Source organism: Kushneria sp. Sum13, assembly GCF_052692355.1.
In genome coordinates, this window is record NZ_CP199847.1 from 2,243,411 (window position 1) to 2,261,023 (window position 17,613).

Here is a 17,613-nt window from a genome sequence, read left to right on the forward strand (position 1 = left end):
GAAGCTTTAATGCAGTGGTACATCGATTAGTTATTTTAATAAAAGCTGATGCAAGGTAGCGCCTGTCAGCCCTCGCATGACGCGGCCCATAGGCAAGGTATCTGCAACCATGGTCAGGAAAACGCGATGACTCAGTCCTTCGATGTTGAAACGTTCATTCAGGCGAGAAAACGCACACGTGTGATTTCGGATCTGCTCCGGACGAAGGCCAGTGATCACCTGTCCACACTGGCACCATTGGTCAGGCCGCAACCCTTGTTCGGGGAATATCTACAGGGCGCACCACGAGGCAGCGGGCGGGAAAGCCAGCACCATTTCAAGGCGTTTCGAACCCTGTTTGACAAGCATGCCGGTGCACAGCCCTTCAATCTGATGAATGAGCTGGATATCCCGCTGAACGTGACAAGTTCGACACCGACGCTTTTTGCACTGGAATACGATCTTGCCCTGACGACTGACGAAAGGATCAGTGTTAGTAGCCCGGTACGCTGGGTGGTGGGCTATGCCTCCTTTGAACCGAGTCGCTTTCGGGAGGTGATCGGTGACCCCAATCGCAGCAACGCCGAGCTACAACGCTTTCTGGTGCATTACCTGATGCTGTTTCATTGCTTCAGCAAGGCAGAAGGGCTGGGGAGACTGCTGCGGGATCTGCGTTTTCCCATCAGCTTTCAACGTCTTGAGGGGTTTGGTGACCTCCCCTTTTGCATCATGGGCTCACCCATTGATGCAACACTGCCGGATGAAAGCATTATTCGTCAGAGCACCGAGATCTCAGGCAGCCAAAGCTTTGAAGAGCTAATCGATGAAGACGCTCTCGACACCATGCAGGACGACCTGCGCGAGCAGCTTCTTGTGGCCATGCGCGACATGCCCCCCAAAACATGATTTTTGCCCTATCGAATCGCAATGATCCGTCAACCCCCTTGCCATAACGAGAGAGGACCCCTTTCATGGCCAGAAACGATAGTACTCAGCACAAGCTTTCACGCGTGCGCGCCCCCCGGGTTCACCTGACCTACGACGTCGAAATCGGCGAGAGCACCGAAAAGAAGGAGCTACCGTTCGTGGTCGGTGTCATGGGTGACTACTCCGGCAATCCCCTCGAACCGCTACCGCGGCTCAAGGATCGCAAGTTCGTCAATATTGATCGTGACAACTTCGATAACGTCATGAAGGGCATCAAGCCGCGTCTGAACTATCGGGTCGATAACACCCTGACCAATGACGGGACCCAACTGCCGGTAGAGCTCAATTTCAACCGTATGGAAGATTTCGAGCCGCAGGAAGTTGTGCGTCAGGTCGAACCGCTGCGCAAGCTGCTGGAAGTCCGCAGCAAGCTGGCAGACCTTCGCAACAAGATGGGAGGCAACGACCGGCTGGAAGAGCTCTTGATGGATGTTTTGCAAAACACCGACAAGCTCAAGACGCTTGGCGAAGAGCTTGGCCGTGAAGCGGCCGCCACCAGCCCGCAGAAAGACAAGGAATAACAGGAGCAATCATGGCAGAGAATCAGACTGACCAGCAGACCCAGGGCGAGGCCCACGACGTTTTCGCCCCCGAATCGTCGCTGCTTGACAACATTATCTCAGAAAGCCGTGTGGCTCGATCAGAGTCCGAGCGCAGCCGTACGCGCGACTTGATCGACGAGCTGGTTCATCAGGTACTTGATGGCGAAGTCACGCCCAGCAAGGATTTGATCGCCGTACTCGATTCACGAATTGCCGAAATCGACTCGCTTTTGTCCGAGCAGCTCAACGAGATCATGCACGCCGGCGAGTTCCAGCAGCTTGAATCCTCATGGCGCGGACTCAAGTACCTGACCGATCAGACCGAAACCAGCACCAACATGAAAATTCATGTGCTGAATGCGTCGAAAAAGGATCTGGTCAAGGACTTGAAGTCAGCCTCCGAGTTTGATCAGAGCGCGCTGTTCAAGAAGGTTTATGAAGAAGAATATGGCACCTTCGGCGGCGCGCCCTACGGGATGCTGATCGGGGATTACGAGTTTGGCCGCCATCCTCAGGACATGTACCTGCTCGAACAGGTTTCTCACGTGGCCGCCGCGGCGCATGCGCCGTTCATCTCCTCGGCCTCGTCCGAACTCTTTGGCTGGGATTCCTTTACCGACATGTCCGGGCCCCGCGACCTGTCAAAGATCTTCGACACCGTCGAATACGCCAAGTGGAAATCATTTCGTAACTCCGAAGACGCCCGTTATGTGGGTCTGACCCTGCCGCACGTACTGGGCCGACTGCCCTACGGCGAGGAGACCACACCGGTCGAGGAATTCAACTTCACCGAAAACGTCGATGGACGTGATCACAACCGTTATCTGTGGATGAACGCGGCATACACCATGGGTGCGCGCGTCAATGACGCCTTTTCGAAATATGGCTGGTGTGTGGCCATTCGTGGCGTCGAAGGTGGCGGTCTGGTCGAGGATCTTCCGACACATACCTTCCAGACTGACGATGGTGAAGTGGCGCTCAAGTGTCCGACCGAAATCTCGATCACCGATCGTCGCGAGAAGGAGCTATCGGATCTGGGCTTCATTCCCCTGGTGCACTGCAAGGGCACCGATTATGCCGCCTTTTTCGGCACACAGTCAGCACAGCTGCCCAAGCACTACAACACGGACGTGGCCAACGCCAACGCCCGGCTGTCTTCGCAGCTGCAGTACATCTTTGCCACGTCACGCATCGCCCACTTCATGAAAGCGATCATGCGCGACAAGGTCGGCAGCTTTGCATCACGCCAGAGCGTCGAGGACTACCTCAATGAATGGCTGTCGCAATACGTGCTGCTCGATGACAACGCCGGTCAGGAAGCCAAGGCGCAGTATCCGTTGCGCGAAGCACGCGTCGAAGTCGCCGAGGTGCCCGGCAAGCCCGGTGCCTACAAGGCCGTCACCTTCCTGCGCCCGCACTATCAGCTTGATGAGCTGACCGCGTCGCTGCGATTGGTCTCGGAGCTGCCGCAGTCCACACGCGGCTCATAGTCAGGAATAAATGAAAAGGCATCGGGAGCCTCTCCCGATGCCTGCCTGATAGCCACCGTACTGAAGGAGCGCGCCCTTCATGAGTGACACCCTGCAAATGGTGCCGACCCTGCTGGATCGACTGCTCGATGACGAGCCTGCACGATCGAGTGAATCGCGGCCGGGGCACCTGTGCTCGCTGAACGAATACAAGGCAAGCGTCGTGCGTGACCTTGAGCTGCTGGTCAACACTCGTCGCGAGCTCCTGGCCCGCGAACTGGATGACTGGCCTGCCCTTCAGGGCACTCTGCTCGATTATGGCCTGCCTGACTTTATCAGCCGGGGGCTACACAGCAGCGAGGACCGACGCCTGATCCAGCGCCAGCTTGAGCGTACCATTGAACATGGGGATCGACGTTTCAGCAGCGTCAGGGTACGCCTGCTCAATCAGGAGCATCACGAGCGGGTATTGCAGTTTCGTGTTGAAGCCGTCCTGTCACTGAGCGAAGTCTCACAGCGGGTTGCTTTTGATGCCGTGCTTCAGGTGACCACCCGTCAATACAAGGTATCGAATCTGACCTGATGCTCGACGATCTGCTTCCCTACTACGAAAAGGAACTCTCGCACCTGCGCTTTCTGGGTCAGGAGTTTGCTGGACGTTATCCAAAAATCGCCTCCCGCCTGCTGCTGGAGGGGGATCACTGCGAAGACCCGCATGCCGAGCGCATGATCGAGTCCTTTGCCTTTTTAAGTGCGCGCGTACACAAAAAGCTCGATGACGACTTTCCCGAAATCGTCGAGTCCTTTCTGGACGTGCTCTATCCACACTATCTTCGCCCCACGCCATCGATGTCGATTGTCGAATTCGAGCCGGGCAAGCAGACATCGCTGACCGGGCGCTACCATGTCCCGCGCCACAGCCTGCTGCACTCGCGTCCGGTGGGCGATACCTTCTGCCGTTTTCGCACCTGCTATCCCGTCGATGTCTGGCCTATCGCCGTCACGGATGCCAGCATGAAAAGGCTGGAGCGCTCGGCTTTCAATGCCCACGGCAATGAGCACGTGGCACGCCTGAGCCTCTCTCTGGAAAGTCTTGGCAGTACCGATTTCGCCCAGATGGAAGTCGATCGGCTGCGCTTTTTCCTGGACGGTGAAGGCGGCCTGATGCACACGCTGCACGAGCTTTTGTTCAATAACGTTGCACGGGTCAGTCTGAGTTTTACCGACAATGGCCAGCGCCGCGAGATGGCACTTGATCATGGTGCCATTACCCCGGTCGGTTTCAGCGCCGAAGAAGGTCTGATCGATTATTCATCACGCTCCTTCATGGGCTACCGGCTACTGCATGAATACTTCATATTCCCCGAGAAATTTCTCTTTTTCGATCTTAATGGCATGGCCCGGCGACTGCGTGATCGTCCGATAACTGCCCTTCAGATCAACATTTCGTTTCATCAATATGACCAGGCAGACCAGCTGGCACGCCTGGAGCAGACGCTTGGTCGGCACAACTTCCGCCTGGGCTGCACTCCGATCGTCAACCTCTTCAGCCAGCAGGCCGAACCCGTTCGTCTGACCCATACCCGGCATGAATATCCGGTAGTGCCTGATGTGCGCCATGCAAGCTCAACGGAAATCGTGTCCATTGACGAGGTGACCCGCGTGATCCGCAGCGCGACCCGCGATGAGGTGACGCCCTGTTTACCCTTTTTCGAACCCCGCGACAGCGATCATGGCAAACACCAGAGCTACTGGATCGGCCGGCGTGTCGCCGCCGCCAACGGTCGCGACCCGGGCACCGACATGCGACTGCGAATCGTCGACCGCGAACTGGAGCTTCTGGAAAGCAGCAGCGACACCCTGAGCCTGCGTCTGACCTGCAGCAACCGTGATCTCCCGGGATTGATGACCATCGGTCATCCGCAGGGAGATTTCACCATGGAGCAGGAGCAGGTCGTACAGCGCATCCGCGGTTTGAGAAAACCAACGACACCGGTGCGTCCGCCGCTGGGCAAGGGACGAATCTGGCGTCTGGTTTCGCATCTGTCACTCAACCACATGTCGCTGGTTAATGACGGACGAGAAGCCCTGATGGAGCTTTTGTCGCTGTACAACTACCGCGAGACGTCAGCCACCCGCAAGCAGATTAACGGCATTACCGCCGTAGAGAGTGCCCCGGTCATGACGCGTATCGGTCATCCACGGCCCTCTTTCGTGCGTGGCACCGGCATCACGTTGACACTGGATGAAAGTCAGTTCACCGGCAGCGGCATCTATCTATTTGCCATGGTGCTGGATCACTTTTTCGGCCTGTACTGCTCCCTGAACAGCTTCACCCAATTGACCCTGCGCTCGCACCAGCGCGAACAGCGAGTAGCCCAATGGCCTCCAAGAACCGGTACTCAGCCCCTGGTCTGATCGACCAGGCGCGCGCGGAGCCCTGGCGCTTCGGTTTTTTTCAGCTGGTGCGACTGCTGCGTCTTCACTACAGCCGCAATGGGCGCATCGATCCCGAGAATCGGCCGCATCAGGATCCCTTGCGGTTTCGTAGCCTGCTCTCGCTGAATTTCCCACCCAGCGAGATCAGCGATCTGTGTTTTGAAAGCGTACCGTCCGGACCTGCCGGCGATGCCCCGCTCAGTGAGGTTCAGGTGACGTTCATGGGGCTGGTCGGTCCTTCAGGGGTGCTGCCTCGCCCCTATACCGAACTTTTGATCAATCGCCACATGGAAAAACGTGACGATGCGGCCCACGCGTTCATGGACTTTTTCTCGCATCGCATGACGGCGCTGTTCTACGAGGCATGGCAGAAGTATCGCTTTCATATCGAGTACGAGCGCAAGGGCAGCGCCGCCTTTGAAGATGCCCTGCTGCATCTGACCGGCCTGACCCGAAACACCATGACCAGAACGTTTGCCGATGACGATCCGGCAGCGCTGCGCCGTGAGCTGTTTGACTGGTTCTCGGGGCTCTGGACGCAGCGACCCCGTAATGCCGGCAACCTGCAGGCAATGCTGGAATACACTTTCCGCCAGCCCTGCAGGGTCGACTCCTTTTCCGGACGCTGGATCACACTGGCGCGCGATCAGTACACCTGCCTGGGTCAGTCCAATGCGACGCTGGGGGAAAGTGCCATCGCGGGTACCCGGGTACGTGACTACCAGTCCACCTTTCGCATCACCTTCGGACCACTCACCCTTGAGGCCTATAAGGCGTTGCTGCCAGGCACCGAGCAGTATCGCAGGCTGGTACGCATGGCGCGTTTTTATGTCGGCATCGAACTGGATTTCCAGATTGAGCTGATCCTTGACCGCAGTGCCATTCCAGAGCCGCAGCTCGGCGCAAACGGTAACGCTTGCCTGGGGCAACTGGGATGGCTGACGTCAGGCAGTCGCCCGCCCCGATCACATGGTCATGCAATCTTTGATATTTTCTACGATGGAGCCACGGCGTGAGTCTTAAATCCCTGTTCGACAAGCTCAATGAACCCAGCCGCACCGCCACCGAGGGAGCGGCAGCACTCTGTCTGGCCGAACGTCAGTACGACGTCGATATTGAGCACCTGCTGCTCAAGCTACTCGATAGCGACGACAATGACGTGCTGCGCATTGCACGCCACTACGATGTGGCACTTGATCGTCTGGCCGGTCAGCTTGAAGAGACCATTGCGACTTTCAAGACCGGCAACACGCGCACGCCTGCCCTATCGCCGCGCATTACGAAACTGATCGAACGTGCATGGGTCATTGCCTCCATTGACCAGGGCGTCGACCTGATTCGAAGCGGCCACCTGTTGCTGGCGCTTTTGAAGGATGACGAACTGCGCCGCGTCGTGATGGATGGCGCGCGGGCACTTGAACGCATCAATGTTGATGACCTGCAGGCTCATTTCAGTGATCTGGTCGCCGGCAGCGGCGAGGACCCTCATGCCCACCCAGCCTCAGCCGACCCTTCTGGCCCAAAAAGCGCCCAGAGCGCTGCCGGCAGTGCTCGAAGCCCAAAAACCCCGGCGCTCGACCAATACACCATTGACCTGACCGGCAATGCCCGGGCCGGACGCATCGACCCGGTGCTGGGACGAGAGCAGGAAGTACGCCAGATGGTCGATATTCTGACTCGTCGGCGTCAGAACAATCCGATTCTTACCGGCGAAGCCGGCGTGGGGAAAACGGCCGTGGTTGAGGGTTTGGCCCTTCGCATCGTTAACGGTGACGTGCCGCTACCGTTAAAAAATGTCGAACTGCGCACGCTTGATCTCGGCCTTTTGCAGGCCGGTGCCGGCGTCAAGGGCGAGTTCGAAAACCGTCTCAAAAACGTGATCGAAGAGACGCGCAAAAGTCTCCAGCCAATCATTTTGTTCATCGATGAAGCCCATACGCTGATCGGCACCGGGGGGCAGGCCGGCCAGGGCGATGCGGCCAATCTGCTCAAGCCGGCACTGGCCCGCGGCGAGCTTCGAACCATCGCGGCCACGACCTGGGCGGAGTATAAAAAATACTTTGAAAAGGATGCCGCCCTCGCTCGACGCTTTCAGGTCGTCAAGGTCGAAGAACCCGAAGAGCCGGTGGCCATCAACATGCTGCGGGGCCTGGCCAGCCGCATGCAGGACCATCACGGCGTGACCATCATGGACGACGCCATCGTTCAGGCCGTCCGTCTGTCTCATCGCTATATTACCGGCCGGCAGCTGCCTGACAAGGCCGTCAGTGTGCTGGATACCGCCTGCGCCCGCGTAGCGCTGGCCCAGTCTTCCCAGCCTGCCGCGCTGGAAGACGCCCATCGCCGTGTTGATAATCTTCAAACCGAAATTCAGGTGCTCGAACTTGAGCAGTTCGAAGGCAGTGATCACAGTGACGCCCTGGCGGCACTCAACGAGACACTCGAGGCCACCCGCCAAGAGATCGAGTCGCTCGAATCCCGCTGGCAGTGCGAAATGGACATTGTCAAACGGCTAAAAGCGCTGGAAGCCCGCCGCAACGAGCTGATCAGCAATACGGCGACAGCGGCAGAAGATAATGAGGACGACTCAAAAATAGAGCTTGAGACACTTGGCCGCCAGATCGGTGATACCCGTCGCGAGCTCTCACAGGCTCAGGAGATGGCGTCGCTGGTACATGGTCATGTCGATGGCAATGTGATCGGTGAAGTCATTTCCGGCTGGACCGGTATCCCGCTGGGCAAGATGGTGCGCGACGAGATCACTACGGTTCAGCAGCTTCCCGGACTGCTGGGCGAGCGGGTACTGGGGCAGGATCATGCACTGGCTGAAATCGGCAAACGTATCGCCATTTCACGTGCCCGCATGGAAGATCCCAACAAACCGATCGGTGTCTTTTTACTGCTCGGCCCCAGTGGCGTGGGCAAGACCGAAACCGCCCTGTCGCTGGCTGATACGCTCTATGGCGGTGAACGCAATGTCATCACCATCAACATGTCGGAATACCAGGAAGCCCACACGGTCTCGAGTCTCAAGGGCTCTCCGCCGGGGTACGTGGGTTACGGCGAGGGTGGCGTGCTGACCGAAGCCGTCAGACGCAAGCCCTATAGTGTCGTGCTCCTTGATGAGGTCGAAAAGGCGCATCCGGATGTGCTGGAGCTCTTTTTCCAGGTCTTCGACAAGGGCGTACTCGATGACGGTGAAGGCCGCGAGATCAACTTCCGCAACACGGTTATTCTTTTGACTTCCAATGTCGGCACCGAGGAGATCATGCGGCGCTGTCTGGGGGCCGAGACCCTGCCGGCACCGGAGGATATCGTCAACGGCCTGCGTGACCAGCTCAACACGGTCTTCAAACCGGCTTTTCTGGGACGGCTTAACATCATTCCCTACTACCCGGTTCAAAAGGAAATTCTGGTCAACATCGTGCGCCTCAAGCTTGAGCGCATCAAAAGCCGTTTCGAGTACAACCATCGTGCAACGCTGGTCTACGATCCGAACATTATCGAAGCCATTGCCGAGCGCTGCACCGACACCGACAGCGGCGCACGCAGCATTGACAACATTCTTTCCGGATCACTCATGCCCTCGCTGTCAGCGCAGGTGCTGGATCGTATGGCGCGAGGTGAAGCCATCGAACGCCTCGACATCACACTTGATGAACAGGGCGGGTTTGCCTATGCGCTCCAGTAAAGCTTGATCTTCCGAGACCAGGCGGGTAATAGCATATTCGAAAGCCATTATCCGCCAGACGGTCCTCTGAAGCGCCATCAGCGGGCTTCCACAACGATTCAGACCGGTTGCCAGTGACCTCTGGTACTGTTCGCTTTCGGCCGCTTTTGGCATGCATCCAGATGAGTTATTGCGGACGCATTCTGCGCGCAGTGATCGGGTCTTGCCCCAGCGTGGCCGGTCCAAAACCACTGCGCAGCAATCACGATTTTTCGAGCAGAACCCTGATCAGGGCCGGTCGCGACCGAACTCTATCTGAAGCTCAAGGCACACGGCACTCGAATCGGCCATATATTCCCGGCAGATGCCTGGCAGACATTTCCCCTGCTACTGAACCGGATGACGATTATCTTGCCAAAGGGCCAAGGAACACGCGCACTACGCCCTATGCTCACCTCTCCCCGTAACACTTGCGGGAAGCAGTGAAATTCGGACCAGGATGCGGCGTTGACACCGGGTACAAATGAGGGTGATGAGACAGGCGAGAAATAGCGTAAGCTATTGAAATGATTGGTGGGCCCAGCAGGACTCGAACTTGCGACCAAGGGATTATGAGAGCGCTCCTGAGCTGCACAATAATGCATAACCTTTTGTTCAAATGTCGGTTTTTTATATTCTACTGCATATTGTCTTGTGGTTAGTCATCTATGTTGTTGACACAATGTTGACGGGGTTAGTCGCTTTGATTTTTGTATTTAAGCCTCATTAAATAAATAGATTGCGCATAGTCTCTCATGATTTTACTGGCGCTTTCATAATATAAAAAAAGCACAATTCCAAAAGCCGGAAAAATCATATAAAGGTTTGTATTACTTGTAAAAAACTCGCAAGCTAATGCAAAAAAGCAGAATAAGAGCGACTCAAGAAGATTGTTAATACGTTTGCTTAATTTTAAGAATTTATCTTTTTTAATAATTAGCGTTTCTTTGCTGATGTCGGCATACTCTGCTTCGGCAAAAACTTTATCCATAAAATTGGTTTTATTATTTAAAAAGACACAAATTTTAAAAATCCAATAATTCAAATGCGGACCTACATAAAGGCATAAAGAAAAGAAGAATACTGCAAGATCAAATCTACTGCCCAGTAAAATTTCTTTTGAAAACCCCAAGCCTTCTTTTACATTTAATTCTGAGTAATCCATTTCTAATAATTGTTCAAAACTATTGTCAGACAGTAAAATTGTCAACAGTACGGAAAAGAATAGGCGACGGCTATTCACATAAGGCTTAACAAACTCGAAAATTCCATTTGCAACGCCTTCACCTATCATATTTAATAAAGCCCCACAAATATTGCCGAACCATTGTAAGCATCAAAAGCGCCATATCTTTGCAATGGGCTAGCCCAGAACATTATCTCAGTTCCATGAGGATATTTGGTAATTTTGTCAAGCTCATTCATGGATGAAACATATACATTAACAGTTTGCCCCGAATAAGTGCTATGTATATAAATCTCAAAGCTGGCACCGTTATTTATCTCTTTATAGCCTTTGTATCGCCCTTTATAAACAACTGGTTCCGTAGGTAGCGCTGTAGACACTAGCTTGTTGAAATTCTTGGCCGTGTTTTTGTTGAAGTCATAGACTGCTTGGTGTCCAGGCTTTGCGAGCTGAATATCTATTCTATGCTCCCCGGAAGTCCTCAAAACACTAAACATTTTGTCTAAATCGTTTAGCATGGCTGATCTAGCGTATTTTCTATCTTCTTGTTTGGATCTTTCTAATAAATCTTTTTGAGTTACAGCTTCCAAATCTCCAAATTCCATTCTTTTTTTGTATGTGGCGATTTGTGCTTCCCGATTTAAACCTACTCCTCCATCTTTAGCTTCATTATGTGGCTTTCTTAGTGCCCAATTGAAAAATTTGGCAGTACCCTCTGTAATGAAGCCTTTTAAAGGCAAAATCACTGAGCCTTCTTCAAAGAACTCTAAACTCAGATCAGCTTTAAAATAGTCAGCACGTGTGATGCCCCTGCCACGCTTATACTTCCCTTCTTGGTCGAACAGGACTGCTTTATCAATAGCTCTTTGAAAATGAGGTAGTGTGTGCCCCAGAGTTCTAATAGATATTGATTTGCCATCAATGAAATCGCCGTCATAGCGAAGTCTAAATTCTACATTACCTGCTTCTGACATTACCTTCCCCTATCCCCTGCGATACCAACTCTTTATGATTTTGTATGCTACTTGGTATCCGTGCCTGTCGGCTTAAGCTCGCGGCGCGCCCTCTCTATCTCGGGGCTTATCTGTCCCGCTGCCTCGTCTACCTGACCTGTCATTAGCCAAAGCGTGTACTTGGGCCATTGAGTACAAACGGCCGATAGCATCTCTCCTTTAGGCGCTCTGCCTGTCAGTTCGATGTTTTCAAGAGTTTTTTTGGGCATATCAATCAGTTGTGAAAACTCGCCTCTACCTGAGGTTTCGATTTCACGTATCTGGCGTATTCGCTCTGCCAATGGGCTTGACATATCCCGACTTCTCGGTATCCTGACTTTAGGTGATCCCGATAAATCGGGATACCAGCTCATAAAAAGTTTTGTATCGCATAGGCAATACAAAAAGAACACTAACACAGTGCAGCAGAGTGCAGTGATGGAACTGAACGAAAACACGGCATCGGTGCAGCCGAATGTACCGCTTATGACTCAAGAGCGATTTAGTCAGCTCTCGGGCCTCTCCGAAGAATCCATCCGGGGCATGATCCACAAGGGCCACCTGCCGTCCATGAAGGTAGGCCGTCGCCGCCTGGTCAATGTGGCACTGCTCTCTGCGCAATGTCTCGATGCCGAGGACTGGACATGATCCCCGATTTCTCTTGCGTCCAGCCGCAACCCCGAGCCCACACGGGCACTCTGCTTCACCCGCTCTCGCACCGCCTTCCCGATCTGCAGGGCGGGTGCTTTTTGCCTGACTCCGTACTGACTTCCCGGCCTTCCGGCCTCAACCGCTCGATGTCACCCATTGCGAGGACACCAGACATGACCCAGCGCAAAACTCCGGTTCGCGTCTTTCTGACCGCCGACGATCACTCCCGCCTGCTCATTCAGGCCGGTACTCACAAAACGACGCCTTCCCTTTTGAGTGAAGCCATCGTCAAGGCCGGGCTGGACAGCATCGAGCGCGGCGACAGTTCCGCCCTTGATGCTCTGGCCACCGCCCCTCAGACCGGGAACTGAAAAGATGTTGTTTCTGCCTGCCCGTCACACGTCGCCCTTCGGTCGCACGGCTCCCCGAGTCGACAGCGGCTCCCCCGTCAATACCGCGCAGCGCGTGTTGACGGGGGAGCCGGGGTCGACTGTCGTGCACGCAGACCGAAGGGCCACGAGGGCTGGGCAGGGAAACGCCTGCCCAGAACTCCGAGTCTTGAGGGAGCGGGCGGCCCGCTGCCTCCATGGCCGCGACTACGCCAGCGCCGCGCTGCGTTACAGCCTTGCCGAGTATCAATCCCGTATCACCCAGGGCGAATGCCCCGAAACCACCGAGCTTGCCGTGCTCGCTCACCACTGCGAACAGCGTGATCCCACGCACATTCAAGCCCAGAAGGAAAACTGACATGACCATGATCAACACCATTACCGCGCGCGTTATGGGTGCCTCCCGTTATGAGGTTGAAGGCACCAAAGGGGCAAAAATCATTGCCATGAACCCGGCCCCGGAAGACTCCGAAAACGCCATCGGCTATCAGTTCATGTCGATCTCGGCCCCCTACGACATGCTCGAAAAGCTGCGCGAATACGCCCCCGACATGCCGTGCAATCTGGAGATCGACGCCGAGATGCGCGCCTCGGGCGGAAAAATGACCTTCTACGCCGTTGCCGTTCGTCGCCCCCAGGGCTCACAGGCAGGCAGTGGCACCAATACCGGCGGGGCCGCTGCCCACGCTGCCGAAAGCAACACCAAGAAATAAGGATTACGAGCCATGGACACCACCCAGTATGACGGTCTGTGGCTCCTCGTTTATTGCATCGGGCTCGTGGTGGTTTTCGGGCTTGGCGCAATAAAGGGGGGCCAGCGATGAGCGAAACCCAATTCGTCGTTGGTTCCCTGTTTACCGCCTATGCCCTCGGTTGGGCATGGGGAAAAACAATGCTTGCCTTCAAGCAATTACTGGATACAGCCACATGAAAAACAAACTCGCTCAGCTTCGCGCCCTGTCTCAAAACGCAGCCGGAAAAACTGCCGGGATCGGTGCGCTCATGGTCGCGGGGATCAGTGCTGCACACGCCGAACTGCCGGCAGAAGCCTCTGATGCCATTTCACAGGTGGGCAGCGATGGGGCCGCCATGATCGCCCAGGCATGGGGCCCGGTCGTCAGCATCGTGGGTGGTCTGGTGCTGATCAAGCTGTTCAAGAAAGTGGTCAGCCGCGCGACCTGATCGCGCCCTGACAAGGGGTCATTCGAGGGGCCCGCAGAGGCCCCTTTTTTATTCTGCCAAAGGGTCGGTCAATGTCCTTCAAACCATGGGTAGGCGTGCTGGTGTTCTCGATGCTCATGCCGTCCCTGTCTTATGCCTCGAAAGTGTATACCACCACGCAATATGGCTCCTATGGCGCAGATACAAGCGAAATAGAGGCCCGCGCCGCCGCCTATTTTGCCAACTATGCAGGTTCGGAATATCCCTACACCTACCAGCCTTTTGGCGAAATGAAATGGGCCAATGGCAAATGGAATCAGGCTTATTCGGCCACCTATTACTATCCCGAACCGACCGGCAAACCCACTGGCGGCAGTGGCGGTGGTAATACCCCGATATATAACAGCATCTACAGCGACAGCGACTGTCAGGCCGAATATGGCTCCTCCGGCACGATGCTGGTCAGCAACGACGATTTTGGCAGCGGCACGATTCACGCCGGGGCCTGCAATATTACCTTTGATGGCGTCTCCCTCTGCTCCGGCTATTCCTCCTCCGGTGAAGCCGCCCCGGAAGGCTCCTGCTACCTGACAGCAGAGTGGAAAGCCAGAAGCTCCGGTGACAAGAACACGCCTTCCAACGCCGGAAGCAGCGTTGACACCACCACTCCTGACTATCTGACCGAGACCAGCGACCCCTCTACCTGCTCCGGTGGTTATTACGGCTCGGGCGGCAAGACCTATTGCGTCGACCCTTCCAAGGTCAAGGATCAGAACGTCATCATCTCCGGTGACCTTCAATACCCCGACACGTCCTCCGGCGGTTCCAGCGGTGGGGGCTCAACAGGCGGCGGTACCAGTTCCGGCGGTTCCACCGGCGGTGGCTCCGGCTCGGGTGGCTCATCGGGCGGCGGTTCCGGTGGTGGCGTCATCGGTGGGGGTGGCAGCGGCAGCGGTACCGATCTGTCCGGCGTCATCAGTGCGATCAACAGCGTGCGCGATTCGATCCGTAGCGGCTTTGATGGCCTGGCCGACAGCATCACCGACGGCATGCAGGACAAGCTCACCGAAGAAGGCGAAAACCCTGACGATCTGGTCGAGGGTGCCGGGATTGATGATGCCTTTGACGAGATGGAACAGAGCGCCGGGAGCGTCAACGGGCGGCTTGAGAATCTGGTCAAGGGTAACGAGATCGGCAGCGGGGCCGACTCCGGCCTGACCGATCAGCTCAAGGGATACCTGCCTTCCTTCGGCGGCAGCGGTGGCTGTACGCCGCTCCAGTTTTTCCCCGGCGAGATCTACGCCTTCACGGTCGATTGCGTGGTGTTCGACAAGGCCAAGCTCTACCTGTCGTGGCTGCTCTATGTCTGGACCGTCTACACCATCCTCGACATCTTCTTTGCCACCGCGCCCCGGAGAGCCTGAGCCATGCCCCTTGTCATGCTGGGCATCCGCCCGTTAATGCGTCTGCTGGCCAAACTGGTTGAAGCCATCATTGGCAAGCTGGCCACCCGCTTTACCCGCCGGGCAGCCACCACCCTGACCTTCATTGGCCTGTACATGGCCCTGCTGGCCGGTCTGGCCGCAACCTTTGCAGGCATCCTCGCCGGTATACAGGTCGCCATGCCTGCCGATCTGGCCAGCGCCGTCGGCTATGTGAAGCCACCCAATTTTGAAATGTGCCTGTCGGCCATCTTCTCCGCGAAGGTGGCGCGCTGGGTCTATGACCACAAGACGACGCTGCTCGAATGGCAGCAAAGGACGCTGTTCTGATGGCCGTCTACGTCGTCACCGGCAAGCTGGGTGCCGGAAAGACGCTGGTCGCGGTGGGCAAGATCCGCGACAAGCTCAACGCCAACTGCAAGGTGGCCACCAATCTTGACCTGAACCTCAACCGCCTGATTGGCGAGAAGGCCAGACGCACCACCTGCTACCGGATTCCCGACAAGCCGAGCCTGGCCGATCTGGAAGCCATCGGCACCGGCACCGATGGCTACGACGAATCGAAAAACGGGCTTCTGGTGCTCGATGAGTGCGGGACATGGTTCAACTCGCGTTCATGGGCCGACAAGGAGCGTCAGGCGGTCATCAACTGGTTTTTGCACGCCCGAAAGCTCGGCTGGGACATCATCTTTCTGATTCAGGATCTGTCGATCATGGACAAGCAGGCCCGCGTCGCGCTGGCCGAGCACGTGGTCTATTGCCGTCGCATGGATCGCCTGAGCGTGCCGTTTGTCGGGGCGATCTATTCCTCGATTGTCGGCAGCAAGCTCCCGATGCCGAAAGTCCATCTGGGCATCGTCAAGTACGGCGACAGCCCCACAAGCCTGACGGTCGAGCGCTGGACCTACACCGGCAAGCATCTTTATCCGGCCTACGACACCAAGCAGGCGTTCTCCGATCACTACCCGCACCAGACCTTCATGATGCTGCCGCCGTGGCATACCCACGGGGCCTTTCGCGTGCCCCGCGATGGAGACTTCTACATGCGCATGACCCGCATCTACTGGAAACGCTTCAACCGTGTGCTGCTGGCCGTGGTGGCCTTTGTGCTCGGCATTCTTCTCACGACTTCCCTGCTGCTGGCTGATCGCGTCAATGCCGATCAGGAGGCAGCCCCCACCGTCGAGCCTGTCGACCTTACCCGCTTCGATAACGCCCGCATCACCGGCTACGCCCGTTACGGCGACCGGCAGCGCTACCGCCTTATCGATGGCAACCAGCAGCCCATGACCTCGGATGACCTCGCCCAGCAAGGGCTCACGCTCACCCCGGTCAGTGCCTGTCGTCTTCGCCTCACTCAAGGAAAAAGCCATGTGGAAATCGGTTGCTAGTCTCTCGCTGGCGCTCGCCTCGATCACCGCGCACGCCACGCCCATCCAAATGCAGGACGCTGACCTGCGTGAGTTCGTCCAGTGGTACGCCGAACACACCGGCAGCCCGGTGGCGGTCGACCCCGCCGTGTCCGGCACCGTCACCGCATGGGCCGAGGATGTCAGCGATGAACAACTGCCCGAGTTCTTCCGGGGTGTGCTGCGCGCCAATGGCTACCAGGTCACGCCGGGCAATCCTCCGGTCGTCGCCCCGATCTCCGGTCCGGTCGATGGGTTCATGCAGGAACTGGACGTGCCACGGGTCGCGCTGGAATCACGCGTGTACACCTTCGACAGCATCCGGGCCGATGATGCCCTGCCGGTACTGGATGCCTTTCTGACCGGCAACACCGGCCCGACCTCCACCCAGGCACAACTGCTGCGCGGTTCGAATGGGCTATTGATCAGTGCCACCCCGGAGCAGCTGGCCCAGCTCGATGGTCTGATACCGGCGATTGATCAGCCCAGTAATCAGGTGCTGATTCAGGCCATATTGTTTGAAACCACCGAAGGCGACAGCCTCGACTTCTCCTTTGCCGCCGGTCGTGCCCGTCCCGGTGCTTCAGTCGGAGGTGGCTTCAACACCAGCGCACTGGGCAGTCAGCTCGGCTATGCCGGGGGCTCGTTCGGGATATTTGACGGTAACGTGCTCGCGCTTGCCCTGCGCTCGATCCGTCAGGACAGTCAGGCCCGGATTCTCTCCACGCCTCAGATTCTGACGCTGTCCGGTCAGCGCGGTCTGATCTCGGTGGGCCAGAACGTGCCTTTTGTCACCGGGCGGGTGACGGGTGAAGCGGCCAACATCAATAGTCCTTTTCAGACCATCGAACGTCGCGATGTGGGTGTCAGGCTCAACGTCCTGCCGGTGGTCTCTCATGACGGCCTGATCGTCATGACCATCAGCACCACCGCCGACAGCCTGAGCAACAGCCTTGCCGCCTCGGACATCATCACCAATCAGCGTTCCATCGAGTCAACGGTGCAGATCCGATCCGGTCAGGCGCTGCTGCTGGGCGGTCTCGTCTCCGAAGAAGAAAGCGAATATGACTCATCGGTCCCGGTGCTCTCCGATATTCCCCTGATTGGCGGTCTGTTTCGCTCAACCTCGAAAAGCTATCAGCAACGAAAGCTCTACGTATTGCTCAAGGCCACCGTGCTCCCCGGCACCACCCAGGCCAATACCGTAGCCGCTGAATCCTGACTGTTGCGCGCGCCCACAGTGACTCTGGCCACCACT

Annotated in this window: 19 protein-coding genes; 17 read left to right on the top strand and 2 right to left on the bottom strand. The window is 56.6% G+C overall.

The window, feature by feature from the left end; translation table 11 throughout:
- Positions 1-126 precede the first annotated feature (126 nt).
- The 7 genes from ACUN8C_RS10480 (at position 127) to tssH (ending at position 9,107) form a co-directional block, all read left to right on the top strand.
- Entirely contained in the window at positions 127-885 is a 759-nt protein-coding gene (locus ACUN8C_RS10480; protein WP_445619168.1) for a hypothetical protein, read from the top strand.
- A gap of 65 nt (positions 886-950) precedes the next feature.
- Positions 951-1,487, top strand: a complete 537-nt coding sequence (gene tssB, locus ACUN8C_RS10485) for a type VI secretion system contractile sheath small subunit (RefSeq protein WP_108842416.1) — start codon at positions 951-953, stop codon at positions 1,485-1,487.
- Positions 1,488-1,498: 11 nt separating this feature from the next.
- The gene (gene tssC / locus ACUN8C_RS10490) at positions 1,499-2,998 is read left to right on the top strand and encodes a type VI secretion system contractile sheath large subunit (RefSeq protein ID WP_108842417.1); all 1,500 of its coding nucleotides are present in this window, start codon (positions 1,499-1,501) and stop codon (positions 2,996-2,998) included.
- Between the two features lie 79 nt (positions 2,999-3,077).
- Positions 3,078-3,560: a type VI secretion system baseplate subunit TssE gene (gene tssE, locus ACUN8C_RS10495; RefSeq protein ID WP_108842418.1), complete on the top strand. Its 483-nt coding sequence runs from the start codon at positions 3,078-3,080 to the stop codon at positions 3,558-3,560.
- Complete coding sequence (gene tssF, locus ACUN8C_RS10500) at positions 3,560-5,395, top strand: type VI secretion system baseplate subunit TssF (RefSeq protein ID WP_445619169.1); 1,836 nt, start codon at positions 3,560-3,562, stop codon at positions 5,393-5,395. The genes tssE and tssF overlap by 1 nt, the downstream gene beginning before the upstream one ends.
- Positions 5,359-6,432, top strand: a complete 1,074-nt coding sequence (gene tssG / locus ACUN8C_RS10505) for a type VI secretion system baseplate subunit TssG (protein ID WP_445619170.1) — start codon at positions 5,359-5,361, stop codon at positions 6,430-6,432. Before tssF ends, tssG begins: the two co-directional genes overlap by 37 nt.
- The gene (tssH, locus tag ACUN8C_RS10510) at positions 6,429-9,107 is read left to right on the top strand and encodes a type VI secretion system ATPase TssH (RefSeq protein ID WP_445619171.1); all 2,679 of its coding nucleotides are present in this window, start codon (positions 6,429-6,431) and stop codon (positions 9,105-9,107) included. The genes tssG and tssH overlap by 4 nt, the downstream gene beginning before the upstream one ends.
- Before the next feature lie 712 nt (positions 9,108-9,819).
- Here tssH and ACUN8C_RS10515 read toward each other — a convergent pair.
- Together ACUN8C_RS10515 and ACUN8C_RS10520 are read right to left on the bottom strand one after the other, a co-directional pair.
- Positions 9,820-10,419, bottom strand: a complete 600-nt coding sequence (locus tag ACUN8C_RS10515; protein WP_445619172.1) for a hypothetical protein — start codon at positions 10,417-10,419, stop codon at positions 9,820-9,822.
- 2 nt (positions 10,420-10,421) lie between these two features.
- A complete protein-coding gene (locus ACUN8C_RS10520) occupies positions 10,422-11,285 on the bottom strand; it encodes a hypothetical protein (protein WP_445619173.1) in 864 nt (287 codons plus the stop codon).
- Between the two features lie 456 nt (positions 11,286-11,741).
- Between ACUN8C_RS10520 and ACUN8C_RS10525 the strand changes: the two genes are divergently transcribed.
- The 10 genes from ACUN8C_RS10525 to ACUN8C_RS10570 all read left to right on the top strand — a co-directional run bounded on the left by ACUN8C_RS10525 (position 11,742) and on the right by ACUN8C_RS10570 (position 17,577).
- Positions 11,742-11,951, top strand: coding sequence for a DNA-binding protein (locus tag ACUN8C_RS10525; RefSeq protein WP_445619174.1), 210 nt, complete (start codon positions 11,742-11,744; stop codon positions 11,949-11,951).
- 176 nt (positions 11,952-12,127) lie between these two features.
- Positions 12,128-12,325, top strand: coding sequence for a hypothetical protein (locus tag ACUN8C_RS10530; RefSeq protein ID WP_445619175.1), 198 nt, complete (start codon positions 12,128-12,130; stop codon positions 12,323-12,325).
- A gap of 187 nt (positions 12,326-12,512) precedes the next feature.
- On the top strand, positions 12,513-12,701 hold the full coding sequence (locus ACUN8C_RS10535) for a hypothetical protein (RefSeq protein ID WP_445619176.1): 189 nt from the start codon (positions 12,513-12,515) through the stop codon (positions 12,699-12,701).
- Position 12,702: 1 nt separating this feature from the next.
- Positions 12,703-13,056, top strand: coding sequence for a hypothetical protein (locus tag ACUN8C_RS10540; RefSeq protein WP_445619177.1), 354 nt, complete (start codon positions 12,703-12,705; stop codon positions 13,054-13,056).
- A gap of 12 nt (positions 13,057-13,068) precedes the next feature.
- Positions 13,069-13,167 carry a tail virion protein G7P-2 gene (locus ACUN8C_RS10545; protein ID WP_445619178.1) on the top strand — a complete coding sequence of 33 codons (99 nt, stop codon included), beginning with the start codon at positions 13,069-13,071 and terminating at the stop codon, positions 13,165-13,167.
- 103 nt (positions 13,168-13,270) lie between these two features.
- On the top strand, positions 13,271-13,525 hold the full coding sequence (locus ACUN8C_RS10550; protein WP_445619179.1) for a major coat protein: 255 nt from the start codon (positions 13,271-13,273) through the stop codon (positions 13,523-13,525).
- A gap of 71 nt (positions 13,526-13,596) precedes the next feature.
- Entirely contained in the window at positions 13,597-14,928 is a 1,332-nt protein-coding gene (locus ACUN8C_RS10555) for a hypothetical protein (RefSeq protein ID WP_445619180.1), read from the top strand.
- Between the two features lie 3 nt (positions 14,929-14,931).
- Positions 14,932-15,276 (top strand): DUF5455 family protein, encoded by a 345-nt coding sequence (locus ACUN8C_RS10560; RefSeq protein ID WP_445619181.1) that lies wholly within the window; start codon positions 14,932-14,934, stop codon positions 15,274-15,276.
- Positions 15,276-16,337, top strand: a complete 1,062-nt coding sequence (locus tag ACUN8C_RS10565) for a zonular occludens toxin domain-containing protein (RefSeq protein ID WP_445619182.1) — start codon at positions 15,276-15,278, stop codon at positions 16,335-16,337. Before ACUN8C_RS10560 ends, ACUN8C_RS10565 begins: the two co-directional genes overlap by 1 nt.
- Entirely contained in the window at positions 16,318-17,577 is a 1,260-nt protein-coding gene (locus ACUN8C_RS10570; protein WP_445619183.1) for a secretin N-terminal domain-containing protein, read from the top strand. Before ACUN8C_RS10565 ends, ACUN8C_RS10570 begins: the two co-directional genes overlap by 20 nt.
- Positions 17,578-17,613: the final 36 nt, after the last annotated feature.